Annotated in this window: 11 protein-coding genes; 4 read left to right on the top strand and 7 right to left on the bottom strand. The window is 63.7% G+C overall.

All coding sequences use genetic code 11. The features are described from left to right. Positions 1 to 82: 82 nt before the first annotated feature. The 6 genes from ACFVSI_RS17110 to ACFVSI_RS17085 are packed head-to-tail and all read right to left on the bottom strand — an operon-like array spanning position 83 to position 5,309. Positions 83 to 607, bottom strand: a complete 525-nt coding sequence (locus ACFVSI_RS17110; protein ID WP_274261314.1) for a flavin reductase family protein — start codon at positions 605 to 607, stop codon at positions 83 to 85. Position 608: 1 nt separating this feature from the next. Then, a complete protein-coding gene (locus tag ACFVSI_RS17105) occupies positions 609 to 977 on the bottom strand; it encodes a cupin domain-containing protein (RefSeq protein ID WP_387826183.1) in 369 nt (122 codons plus the stop codon). A 3-nt stretch (positions 978 to 980) separates the two neighbouring features. After that, complete coding sequence (locus ACFVSI_RS17100) at positions 981 to 2,447, bottom strand: 4-hydroxyphenylacetate 3-hydroxylase family protein (protein WP_387826180.1); 1,467 nt, start codon at positions 2,445 to 2,447, stop codon at positions 981 to 983. Then, complete coding sequence (locus ACFVSI_RS17095; RefSeq protein WP_387826177.1) at positions 2,447 to 3,130, bottom strand: DUF2848 family protein; 684 nt, start codon at positions 3,128 to 3,130, stop codon at positions 2,447 to 2,449. The genes ACFVSI_RS17100 and ACFVSI_RS17095 overlap by 1 nt, the downstream gene beginning before the upstream one ends. Positions 3,131 to 3,137: 7 nt before the next feature. Then, a complete protein-coding gene (locus tag ACFVSI_RS17090) occupies positions 3,138 to 3,932 on the bottom strand; it encodes a carbon-nitrogen family hydrolase (RefSeq protein WP_387826175.1) in 795 nt (264 codons plus the stop codon). Positions 3,933 to 3,941: 9 nt separating this feature from the next. Next, the gene (locus ACFVSI_RS17085) at positions 3,942 to 5,309 is read right to left on the bottom strand and encodes an MFS transporter (RefSeq protein WP_387826172.1); all 1,368 of its coding nucleotides are present in this window, start codon (positions 5,307 to 5,309) and stop codon (positions 3,942 to 3,944) included. A gap of 191 nt (positions 5,310 to 5,500) precedes the next feature. Here ACFVSI_RS17085 and ACFVSI_RS17080 point away from each other — a divergent pair, with 191 nt between their 5' ends. Continuing rightward, positions 5,501 to 6,142, top strand: coding sequence for a GntR family transcriptional regulator (locus ACFVSI_RS17080; RefSeq protein ID WP_387826169.1), 642 nt, complete (start codon positions 5,501 to 5,503; stop codon positions 6,140 to 6,142). On the opposite strand, the gene ACFVSI_RS17075 is transcribed toward ACFVSI_RS17080, so the two are convergent. Continuing rightward, the gene (locus ACFVSI_RS17075) at positions 6,139 to 6,432 is read right to left on the bottom strand and encodes a DUF503 domain-containing protein (protein WP_144661412.1); all 294 of its coding nucleotides are present in this window, start codon (positions 6,430 to 6,432) and stop codon (positions 6,139 to 6,141) included. The genes ACFVSI_RS17080 and ACFVSI_RS17075 overlap by 4 nt on opposite strands. Positions 6,433 to 6,632: 200 nt before the next feature. Here ACFVSI_RS17075 and ACFVSI_RS17070 point away from each other — a divergent pair, with 200 nt between their 5' ends. The 3 genes from ACFVSI_RS17070 to ACFVSI_RS17060 are packed head-to-tail and all read left to right on the top strand — an operon-like array spanning position 6,633 to position 12,245. After that, positions 6,633 to 8,609, top strand: a complete 1,977-nt coding sequence (locus tag ACFVSI_RS17070; RefSeq protein ID WP_387826165.1) for a cellulose biosynthesis cyclic di-GMP-binding regulatory protein BcsB — start codon at positions 6,633 to 6,635, stop codon at positions 8,607 to 8,609. Further along, the gene (locus ACFVSI_RS17065; RefSeq protein ID WP_387826162.1) at positions 8,599 to 10,293 is read left to right on the top strand and encodes an ArnT family glycosyltransferase; all 1,695 of its coding nucleotides are present in this window, start codon (positions 8,599 to 8,601) and stop codon (positions 10,291 to 10,293) included. Before ACFVSI_RS17070 ends, ACFVSI_RS17065 begins: the two co-directional genes overlap by 11 nt. Continuing rightward, a complete protein-coding gene (locus tag ACFVSI_RS17060) occupies positions 10,290 to 12,245 on the top strand; it encodes a glycosyltransferase (RefSeq protein WP_387826160.1) in 1,956 nt (651 codons plus the stop codon). The genes ACFVSI_RS17065 and ACFVSI_RS17060 overlap by 4 nt, the downstream gene beginning before the upstream one ends. The last annotated feature ends 54 nt before the right edge of the window (positions 12,246 to 12,299 follow it).

Genomic DNA, 12,299 nt, shown 5'->3' with positions numbered 1-12,299 from the left:
TTTGTAATAGAGACAGATTATGGCACTTCCTCAGGGGATTTATGGGCCATAAGTGACCCCGCGTTGCTTTCGCGGAGGCTGGCTAGAACATCCAGGGGATCTCGGCGTGCCCGAAGTCGCTGAATGAACCGAAGCGGCCGGCCTTGAACGCGAGCACCTCGCCGTCCCGGTCCCGGCACGTGGTGACCTGTCCGAAGAAGACCTGGTGATCGCCGACGTCGTACGTTTGCACCACGGTGCAGTCCGCCTGGGCGAGGGCGCCCTTGATCACGGGCAAGCCGCTTTCGGTGACGTCGAAGTCTCCCTCGTCGAAGCGGTTCCCACCGCGCACGGCGAAACGGCGCGCGATCGACTCCTGCTTCGAGCCGAGGATGGAGACGGCGAACTTGCCGCTTTCCAGCAAGGCGTCACCGGTGCGGGTGCCGAAGTTCAGCGAAATCATCAGGATGGGCGGCTCCAGGCTGATGGAGGTGAGCGAGCTGATGGTCATGCCGTAGAGCTCGTCCTCGTGTTTGGTGGTCACGACGGCGACGCCGGTGAGGAAGCGGCCCATCGCGCGTCGCATTCCCATGGCATCGGGAACAGTGAAAAGCGGTGCGAGGCTCATGTCAGTTGCTCCGGTCTGCCGGTGAATCCGTGTAATAGCGGACCTCAAACATCTTGGCGCCGTTTTCCGAAACCCACGGGCCGTGCTCCATACCCGGCGGGCGGGTGGCCCAGTCGCCGGCCTTGAAGGTCCTGCCCAGGCGCTGGTCCACGAAGGAACCTTCGAAAATGAACACTTCTTCCCAGAAATCGTGCGTCAGGACTCCGTTGGGTGAGGTGTCCGTGCCTGGCTCGAACTTCAGGATCCGGGTGACGGAGTCGTTGTCGGAGTCCCGGGCGAGGATCGCCTCGGACAAGCCCTCGATGTGCGGGTTGCAGGGCGCGAACTCCACCGAGGAAACGGGGGTGAACTCGAATTCGGGCTTTGCCATGGCTTAGATTCCTTCCGATTCTGAGTTGATGCTGTACGAACCCAGGAACTTGTCCAGTTCGGCCACCAGTGCGTCATAGCCGTAGTTGCGGTAGGTGTAGGCGCCACGGACCACGAACGGCGCTCCGGCGTAGAACATCTCGTACTGCTGGTGCCGGCCGGCGAATTCGGAGCCGATGATGTCCCAAGCGAGCTTGAACAGCTTGACCCGCTCTTCACTGGCAACACCGGGGGACTGGACGTAGCGTTCCATGTCCGGGCGGGTCACGCTGCTGGTCATGTCCGCGATGCTTGAGGGCAGCTGCAGCACGCCGCCGCCCACCAGGTCGCGGAGGATCGAGATCACGCGGGGGTACGTCTCCGACTGCAGACCCATGGCTCCGTAAAGTGCAGCTTTCCCCGGAACCCGCATGCCGGCGTCGTCCGTCGTTGCGGTGTATTCGGCGGCCAGGACCGCGGACTCAACCGACTGCACAATCGCGGCCAGCTCTCCGAGCTTCTCCTGGACGCCCGGAATCTTGTCCGTCCCGTTCACCTGCGTGACCTTGCGGGCCACCGAGGCGATGAACTTCAGCTTGGTGGAGAATCTGATCTGGGCCTGCCAGTTGCCCAGCGCGTGGGCGCCGGTGTCGAAGAATTGCCGGCGAAGGGTGTCGATGTTCCGGTTGATGAACACCCGGTCCCACGGGATGAGGACGTCGTCGAAGACCACCAGGGCGTCGGGCTCGTCGTAGTGGCTGGTGAGCGGGTAGTCGAAGTCGCTGGTGGCCGCCGGTGCGAACGGACGGCGGCAGTACAGCTTCAGCCCGTCCGTGGCCACCGGAATGGCGAAGCTGACGGCGAAGTCCACATCGTCCGGTCCCAGCGGTTTGATGCAGGTGACAAACACTTCGTCGGCGATCGCGGCGCCGGTGGCCAGCATCTGCGAACCGCGGACAACAATGCCCTCCTCGGTTTCACGCACGACGCCGACCTGCAGGTATTCGCCTTCCCAGCCTGACGCTGTGGTTGCGCGGGAGACCTGCGGCGGAATGATCGCGTAAGAGAGGTATAGGTTCTCGGCCAGGATCTTCTTGTAGTACCGCTCCACGTTGCCTGCGAAGTCGCGGGTCTCGTCCGCGAAGACGCCCGGGTGGGAGCCGAAAGCCGCGAAGAACGTGCCGACGTGGTCAGGGCTGCGGCCAACCCAGCCGTGCGTGTGCTTGGCCCACTTTTCGATGGCCTGGCGCCGCAGGACCAGTTCCTCCTGCGTGCGGGGAGCGGCGAACGTGCGGTTGGCCGGTCCGTTGATCTCCTCGGAGTGGAACTGCATGCCGTTGACGGGGTCCGCTGCGATGTCGAACAGTTCGGACATGGTGTGGGCAACCTTGGCGAACGCCGGGTGCTCCAGGACGTTCGGGACAACCTCGCCATCGAGGATCACCGTCCGTCCGTCATTCAGGGACTTCAGGTACTCTTTTCCGGTCCTCATTAGAGTGAGCCTTTCTTGATTTTGTAGTTATGTTCAATGGTGGTCCCATTCGGGAAGGAGAGCTCCAGCTTCCAGGAAGTTCCGTCAATGAACTTCCCGTTGAGGAGCGGCAAGGTGCCGCCGAGGCACATGAAATCACCTTCGCCAATGTCGGTTCGCGCCAGGAGGCGTTCGACGACGTCGGCCGGCTTGCGCAGGCCCGCCAGCGAACCTTCCTGGTACAGCTCGCCGTCCACCCACGAGCGCGCGGTGCACTGGTCCAGGTCCAGCTCTTCGAGATTTTCGACGGCGATCACCTCACCGGCCACCGGCTTGGGGCAGGCCCGCTTGGAATCGCCGATGTCAGTGGCCTCGATGTCACGGTCCGTGTGGTCCGAACCGATGCCCAGGTAGAACTTTCCATCGTGGCGGATGTACAGGGGTTCGATCTCGCCGGAGGTCAGGTTGGTGCTGGTGTCGTGCTCGCCTGTGGTCTCGAAGAGGTCGGAGTCCATGCGGTAGAACATGGGCACTTCCGGAGGTGGTGCAACGCCGATCGCCGCGAGTTCGTCGATGTGGTGCTGCACGGCCTTGGGATCGCGGCCCGTGTAGCCTGCCACCACTGCGTGGAAGTCCGTGAGCGTGATTGTTGTGTCCGTGTCCACCACCCTGAAAGTCAGTGGGACTTGCCGTGTTGTTTCCATGGTTCTCCTAAACGGTCAAAGATTGGTAGCTGGCGAGGCGATCGTTGATCACAGGGAATTCCTTGCGGACAGTGCTGACCTGGGCGGGGTCGATATCCACCAGGAGCACGGACTCGCCTGCGTCAGCCTCCGCGAGCACGTTCCCGGCCGGGTCGACGACGCGGCTGTGTCCTCCCAGCTCCACGCCTTCCTGGGTGCCTGCCGCATTGCAGGCCACCACGAAGATCTGGTGTTCCAAGGCCCTCGCTGTGGTCAGCAGCCGCCAGTGTTCGCGCCGGGCCGCAGGCCAGGCTGCCGGGACAATGACGATTTCCGCGCCGCGACTGCTGAGCTCCATCCAGAGTCCCGGGAAGCGGAGGTCATAACAGGTAATTCCGGCGGTCGCTCCGAAGGGGAGTTCCACTACCGGCAGTGAAGTTCCTGCGGTGAGCAGCTCGGCTTCCTTGGACTTGTAACCAAAGACGTGGATCTTGCGGTAGGTGTGGACCACGCTGCCATCGGGTCCCAGCAGGATGGAGGTGTTGCTGAGCTGCCCGTTTTCTCCGGCCTCGATGATGCTGCCCACATGAAGGTGCACACCCAGGTCCTTGGCCACCCGTGAGCACATTGAAACGGTAGGGCCGGAAAGAGTTTCTGCCAGGTCCGCGTATTCGTCGAAGTGGAAGTAGCCTGCACTCCACAATTCGGGGAGCACGATCAACTCAGCGCCAGTGGTGTTCCGGAGAAGGGCTTCGACCCTGCCAATCCGGTCCTCACGGCTTTCTGTGTCCGGGCTTGCCACCTGGACGAGTGCGATTTTCATGCGTGTTCCTTACTTGCTGTTGAGGGGCTGTCCGCTGACGGGCTGTTCGTCCAGGTCACTCAGCCTGAGGCCCTTGGTTTCCTTCGCGAACATCACCGAGACCATGGAGATCAGGCCCATCGCTGCAAGGTAGATACCAATGGCGTAGCCGGTGCCGAAGGCGCTGTAGAGGGCCAATGCGATGATGGGGGACAGCGAGCCCGCGATCAGCGACGCCAGGTTGTAGGCCACAGAGGTGCCGCTGTACCGGACGTCGGTGGGGAACAGTTCGGAGAAGAAGGCGCCGATCACTGAGCTGTAGGCGGCGAAGATCAGCAAGCCACCGACTGCTGCGGCGATGATGCCCCACGCCTGGCCGGTGTTGAGCAACGCAAAGAACGCGAAGGCCCACACCACTGTGGCGATCGAGGCACCGATCATGATCGGCTTCCGGCCGACCTTGTCGGCGTAGAGGGCCAGGATGGGAATGGCGACGACGGCGACGGCCTGGCCGATCATGACGGCGGTCAAACCCGTTTGCCTCGGCTGGCCCATGATCTGGGTGACGTAGGTGATGATGAACAGCGAGTAGATGTAGAAGCCGGCGTTCTCGCCCATGCGGCTGCCGGTAGCGATGAGGATCTCGCGCCAGTTGCGGCGGAACAGGATGGCCAGGGGCATCTTGCGTTCCGTTACTGCGTCGGCTTCGCGCTTGCGCTGTGCTTCCTTGAACAGCGGGGTCTCCTGGACATAAAGACGAAGTACCAAGCCAATGACCACCAGGAGCGCGGAAAGTCCAAAGGCTATGCGCCAGCCCCAGGCCAGGAATTCGCTTTCAGGCATGGTGGCGGCCAGGACGGCGAGCACACCGGCGGCCATGAGGTTGCCAAGGGGCGGCCCCATGTTGGGCCATGAGGACCAGAATGCCCGGCGTGAGCTGTCGTTGCTGTGCTCGGAGACAAGGAGCACCGCGCCGCCCCATTCACCGCCGAGTGCGAAACCCTGGACCAGGCGAAGCAGCAGGAGCAGCAATGGCGCTGCCAGGCCGATCGCCGCGTAGGCCGGGATAAAGGCGATGAGGGCAGTGGCGATGCCCATGAGCATGAGGCTTGCCACGAGCGTTGCGCGGCGACCGTGCTTGTCACCCAAGTGGCCCAACACGATTGCACCGAGCGGGCGGGCCAGGAAGCCCGCGGCGAATGTGCCCAAGGCGAGCATCGTGCCTACCAGGGGATCGTCCGTGGGGAAGTAAAGCTTGTTGAAAACCAACGCTGCGGCAGTGCCATAGAGAAAGAAGTCGTACCATTCGACGGCCGTCCCGGCGAGGCTTGAAGCAGCCACTACCGGCAGGCTTGAGTGTTTCTGCTGCCTCAGTTCTGCCTTCTTCAAATCGGTCATGTGGGGATCCTTTTGCGGGTGGGGACCTGGCGCTGGGGGAATGGCTCGGCCGGTCTCCCACGGAGATGAGGGGTTCCAAATCAGTGAGGGGGATCACTGAAATATGACTGTAGACTAGTTGTATACAACCTGTCTATACCCAATGTGCGTGAATGCGACTCGTATACTGGGCATCGCGAGAAAGGCTCTCCATGATCCAGACGACTCCCACTGCACAGTCGCAGCCCGAGGTGGCCTACCAGTGGATGAAAAGCTATATCTCCGCGATCCCGCGGGATGAGGAGACCTTCCTCAACGAGGCAGTCCTCGCCAAGTCGACAGGGACCTCAAGAACGCCTGTCCGCGAAGCGCTGCTGCGGCTCGAGGCTGAAGGTTTCGTCAAGCGCATTCCGCACAAGGGCGCCTACGTTCCGCCCATCTCGGATCCCGATGTGCGGGCCATCCTTCAGGCGCGATCAGTAGTGGAGAAGTGGGCGGTCCTGGCGCTGGAGTCCATGCCGGAAAGCCAGCTCGACGCTTTCCAACGCATCATTGACCAGCAGCGGGAAGCCAAAGACGATCCCGCCCGGTTCATCGAGCTGGACACAGAGTTCCACACGCTCATGGTTCGAGCTGGAGCCAACCCCATCCTCGCCGACTTCTACACCTCGTTGCGGCAGCGCCAACTCAGGATCGGCGTACGGGCGGTAACACAGGAGACTGACCGCGCCGGTGATGTGCTCCGGGAGCATCAGTTGATCGTGGACGCCCTCCGCAGCCGCAGCATTGAGGCCGCGCACCAGGCTATCGATGCCCACCTGGACTCCACTCGATGGGCGGTCATCGGGTACTAGTCCTCGCTGTGCAGCTCCCGCTGACGCGCGCTGAGCAGCTCAAACTCAGGCCGGGCAGCCACGAACCGTTCAACGGCGTCGAGCATTTGCTGAAGGTGGGCGTGATCCGGAGCCACCAGCGCGACGCCGATCATGGCCCGGCGGTGCTGGTCCTGCAGGCCGGTCTCGGCCGCAGAGACCTCAAAGCGCCGCTTGAGTTCGGCCACCAGGGGGCGCACCAGCGAGCGCTTCTCCTTGAGGCTGTGAACGTCGCCCAGCAGGACGTCGAATTCGATCCACCCGATCCACATAAACCCCATTCAACAGCAACGCGGGGTCACTTAAGGCCCATGTCAGGGGCTTTTATGGGCCTTAAGTGACCCCGCGTTGCGTCTTGACGGAATCTTGAGCAAACGCAGCAACGCGTCTTGAGTTCGGCCCGGCAGTGTCTATGAGGTTGGCCCTAAAAGGCCCCTGACTCATCCGCTGCTAGTTACCCAGGACTGACATCGTGACCCAAAGCCCTGCCAGAACCCTTGCCCGATCCCGCACCGCCACCGTCCTGCTGGCGTGCGCCGCGACCCTCGCGGTTACCGCCATGACCGCCGCGATGGCTGCAGCCGACACCGGGCAAGGAGCCGTGATCAAGCCTTCATCCAGCGTCTCGGCGATGGCAGGGCAGGCGGAGCAAACTGTTGTGGTGCCAGTGACCGCGGGGCTGGAACCCACACGGATCAAGGGCAGCATCATGGTGTCCGGGAAGCCGGAAGGGACGGTCCGCGCAACCGTCAACGGCAGGGTCATCCTGGAAGCCAACGCTGCAGCCACTGTTGCCCTGGACCAGGCAGTCAGCAGCGCAGACGTTGTGAACCAGCAACTGACCGTGGGCCTGCAGTTCATTCCCGCCACGCAGACCATGTGTGTCGTCTCCAATGCGACGGCTACCCTCAACAACCTTGCCGTCGACTTCTCCGGAACCGCGAAGGTTCCCACAACGGTGGGTGAGTTCTTCCCGGCGTCCGTGCCCGCCGTCGTGCTTCCCGTCCCGGCGGATCCGGGCGCGGACGTTTCCGCGGCGGTCATGACGGCATCGGCCGCCATGGCCCACCGCTACCCGGATGCCTCCATCAGCGTGGTCCCGGAGACCGGACTTGCCGCCCGCGCGGCGGGTCTTCCAGCAGGAAGCCGGGTGCTGAGCGTGGTGGGCGACCGAGGTGAAACGAGCACCACGTTGGCCGCTGTGGCAGGCCTCCCGCAGCTTATCCTCAGCGGCCGTGACGAAGAACTCCGCACCGCCGCACGCGCGCTGGCCAGCGACAAGACGGCGCTCGCGGTGACCTCGTCAGTGACCGGGCTGACGTCCGCCCTGCCTGCGACGCCGGGACTAACCCGAAGCCTCAAAGACCTCGGCAGCACCACGCTGAAGCTGGCCGGCTACGGCACCCCGGAGTCCTACGTCGGCGTTAGCCAGTCGCAGTTCGGCGGGCCGGTCCAGTCGGTGAAGGTCCAGATCAAGGGGACGCACGCGGCGGTCCCCGACAACGCCCAAGCGCAGCTTTCGGTCTTCTGGAACGATTACCTGCTGAGTTCCAAAAACCTCGACGGCGGTGACAGCTTCTCGCTGGAAGCCGAGGTCCCTGCCGGGCAGCTTCAGGCGAACAACGGCCTCCGGATCCGGCTCGCGGCACTGCCTGCGGGAGGCGATTGCACAGGGCCTGCCGGTGTGATGCCCATGGAGGTCACCCTGGACACTGCCGGCAGCACGCTGACCGCCGTCCGGGGTGGCTCCCTCAAAGCTGGCTTCGCCCGCTTCCCCCAAGCCCTGGGGCAGAGCGTTCCCGTGGCCTTCGGCGACGGCAACGCCCAGTCGAACACAGTCAACGCGGCAACGCTGATCGCATCGATGCAGAAGGAGAGCGCCACACTTCTGGATACCCGGGTGGTGGGTCTGGACACCCTGGCGGGCTCCGGTGAGTCCGGGCTGGTGGTGGGCGCTACGGGTGAAGTGGCCAACAAGCTCTCGGCACCGCTGCGGCTGGCTGAGTTCCGCACCATCGCACCGGACGACGTCGAATACGGCGTGGGCACCTCGGCCCCGTTCGGCGTGCTGGAAGCGTTCGAACAGGGCGGCCGCGACCTGTTGCTCCTCGGTGCCTGGGCGCCGGATGGAAACCCTGCGGCAGCTGCTCTGCAGGCCTCGCTGACCTCGCACATCAGCGGGGTTCAAGGTGGTTGGGCGTCGTTGTCGCGCAACCTGCTTGTCACGCAGCCCTCAGGCACACCGGTCCTTTTGGAAAGCAACGTGGTGGTCCCACAAAAGGCGGTAACGGACGACTACCGTCCCTACGCCTGGTGGATCGGTGCCGCCGTGCTGGTTCTGGGCCTCGCGTTTGCCGTACGGACCGTTCTCCTGCGGCGCCGCGCCAAGGAAGCCCACGCCTATGTGGACGCCGAGGTGAAAGCAACCGAGCCGGGCCATGGCAACTGACCTTGCCACGAGCCGCCGGGCTGCCCACCGGAAGCCGGCGCTGCAGTCCCTGACAACGCGGCTCACGTGGGGCTGGGCCCGGCTGGACGCCCCGGTAAGCGGCCGGAAGGTGCCCGGTACCCGGATCGTGGCGGTGGTGTCCGCCGTCGTAGGGTACCTCGCCTGCATGTACACCATTGGCCACGGCACCAACCTGGATTACTCCGATGCCCAGAGCCACCTGACCATTGCCCGGCGCATCTTCGACAGCAAAGCGCCCGGCTTTGAGCAGCTCGGCACGGTGTGGCTGCCTATGCCGCACCTTCTCCTGGCGCCGTTCGTGTTGAACATGTGGTTGTTCAGCTCAGGGTGGGCCGCCGGGCTGTTGGGCATTCTGGCCCTCTCCGGCACGGCCACCGGGTTGTACTTGATCGCAGCCCGCCTCGGCCTGGGCAGGGCCGGGCGCCTGGCAACCACCCTGGTGGTCCTGGCCAACCCGGCGGTCCTCTACGTTTACACGACGGCGCTGACAGAGCCCGTGCTGATCATGTGCATTGTCGGCGGCATGGCAGGGCTGGCACACTGGGCCACCAGTCGTCGTCGGATGAGTGCCGGTGAGCTGGCGGTCTTCGGGGGCATTCCATCCGCAGCGGCCGTACTCTCCCGCTACGAGGGGTGGGCGCTGGTGATGACGGGGACGCTGTTCGTGCTGATCGTCTCCAAGCGCCGCACTGGGCAGTGGCGCGAAGCCTTCACCATGGCAGGCGGCTACGTCATGATCCCCGCTGCGGCGGTGCTTTGGTGGCTTTCCTACAACTGGGCCATCTACGGCAATCCGCTGGAGTTCATGTTCGGGCAGTACTCCGCTTACGCGCAGCAGAAAAACATCACCGACGGCGGTCTGTTGCCTACCAAGGGAAACCTCGGACTGACGCTGACTACTTTCCACTGGTCGTTGGTGGAGACAGCCGGGGTGGTGGTACTCGCACTGGCGGCGTGCGGCGCCGTCGTCCTGGTCCTGAGGCGGGGCTTCGCCAACAGCACCCTCCTGGTGGCGGTGACCGGCAGCGCCTACGCTTTTGCCTTGTTGAGCCTGTTCCTGGGCCAAACCGCCATCAACAACGACCATTCACTGCCAACCACGTGGTGGAACAACCGCTTCGCACTGACGGCGCTGCCCCTGGTGGCCATCCTGGTGGCTTTCCTGGTGCAGGAAGTGGCACGGCCCGCCAGGCTTAGGCCGTGGTTGATCGGCGCGTTGCTGGCCGCGCTGGTGGTCCAGAACGTGTGGTGGAGCCAGGATCCCACAGGCCGGCTCGCGGTCCTTGCCGAGGGCCGGATGTCCGCTGAATCGACCACCAATTCCACCGCCGCCGCCCGCTGGCTGAACCAACACTACGAATCGGGAGGCATCCTGATGGACGAGAGTGCGCGGGGGAACGCGGTGCTTCCCGTCATGGGCATCCCGCTCAAGGAGATCTACAACAGAGCCTCGGGGGATTACTTCGCTCCGGCGCTGGAGGATCCGGCCAAGTATGCCAAGTGGGTCTTCGTCAACGTTGAGGCCGGCACGGGGGCAAGGGACTCCGGACCCACCGACCTTGTCTACCAGGCCATCCTCAAGAATCCGTCCTTCGGTGTGCGCTACTCCGTGGCGTTCTCCACGCCCACGCACCGGATCTATGAAAGGTCCTTCGATTCATGACGCCCCTTTCCCAAGCCAACGGGCAACTCAACCGGCAGTCCATCGGACAGACATTGCTTGCCGCTGGCCTGGTGACCCCCGCGCAACTGCAGCGGGCACTGGACCGTGCTGCGAGCGAAGGTGGCCTGCTGGGACGGCACCTGATCCTTGAAGCCGGTTTGGACCGCCGTCGGATTTATGAAGTCCTGGCGCGGCAGTGGGACGCGCCGCTGGTGGACCTGGTTGCCGAGCCGACCGATGACGGTTTGGTGGAACAGCTCAACTTCAGCGAACTCGGCGAACCGCAGTGGTTGCCTTGGCGGTTCGACGACGGCGTCCTCACCGTGGCCACGGCCGTCGCCCCGTCGGAGCGGATTGCCACCGAAGCGGCCGCTAAGTTTGGGGCCACCGACGTCGAATTCCGCACCACTACGGACTGGGACATCAACCAGTCCATCCAGCGTTCCTTCCGGCGGCACCTCCTGTACGAATCCGCCGAGCGCCTGGCCGAGGAACGACCGGGGGAGTCGGCGCGCATCGCGCTGACGCCCTGGCAGCGGTACCTTCCCGTGGTCCTTGTTGCAGCGATCATGGTGGGCTTCGTGATCTCCCCGCTGACGGCAGTCATTGTGCTCCTGACGGCCGCGAATGTCGTTTTCCTCATTAGCATTGCGTTCAAATCCTTGGCCAGTCTTCGGCGGCCTTTCGACAAACTGCACGACGCAGCAGTGCTCCGGGCCCGGAACAGGGAGCGTTCCCGTCGGGGCCTTCCGCCCGTGGCAGCTGAACGGATTCCCGATTCCGAGTTGCCCGTCTACACCATCCTGGTTCCCGTGTTCCGTGAAGCGAACATCATCGACAAGCTTCTGACGAACCTCGGGCAGCTGGACTACCCCCGCTCAAAGCTGGACGTCCTGGTCCTGCTGGAGGAAGACGACGCCGAGACCATCGCCGCTGCCAAGGCATCCAAGCCGCCGGAGTATGTACGCATCCTCATTGTTCCCCGGGGGGAGCCACAGACGAAGCCCCGGGCGTGCAACTACGGATTGACCTTCGCCAGGGGCGAGTACGTGGTGATCTACGACGCCGAGGACCGGCCGGATCCGGGGCAGCTGCGGGCGTCCATTGCGGCCTTCAAACAGGACGAGTTCGAGCGGCAGCACCTGAACCCCAACCGCAAACCCCTGATCTGCGTCCAGGCTGCGCTGAACTACTTCAACGCGGACCAGAACGTCCTCACCCGAATGTTCACCATCGAGTACACCCACTGGTTCGATTCGATGTTGCCAGGCCTGGACAACTCCGGGATTCCACTGCCCTTGGGCGGCACTTCCAACCACTTCGTCACGGCACTCCTCAAGGAAGTCGGCGCGTGGGATCCCTGGAACGTTACCGAAGACGCGGACCTCGGGCTCAGGGCGGCCGTGGACGGATACCGCGTTGGCGTCATCAACTCCACCACCTGGGAGGAAGCCTGTTCCCAGGTTCCTGCCTGGATCAAGCAACGCACCCGGTGGATCAAGGGCTACATGATCACCTCCGCCGTGAACACCAGAAACTCTTTGAGGTACATGAAGAGCACGGGCGTGGCCGGAACCGTGGGCTTCCTGGGGCTGATCCTCGGCACGCCCCTGGCCTTCCTTGCCTATCCCTGGGTGGTCGGTTTCACGGTGGTGACCTACATCGGCTACGACATCGTCGGGCTGGTGCTGCCGGAGTGGTTGCTGGCCGGAGGAGTGGTGTCCATGCTGTTTGGCAACGCCATGATGATCATCGTTTCCGGGGTGACCACCTGGCACAGGCACGGGTGGCGCATCGCCATCTTCGCTTTGCTGAACCCGTTTTACTGGGTGCTCCACTCGGTGGCGGCGTGGCGTGCAGCGTGGCAGATGCTCACCAGCCCCCACAAATGGGAGAAGACTCCGCATGGGCTGGAAGCGGAATTCCACGACGACGGCCATTGGGTAGCGTGAGGAACGCCCCTGATCTTGAGCCAATCTTGAGCAAATGCCGCACAGAGGTTGAGT

The sequence above is a fragment of the Paenarthrobacter sp. NPDC057981 genome (genome assembly GCF_042886835.1).
GTDB lineage: Bacteria > Actinomycetota > Actinomycetes > Actinomycetales > Micrococcaceae > Arthrobacter.
This window is presented reverse-complemented; position numbering and strand designations above follow the sequence as displayed.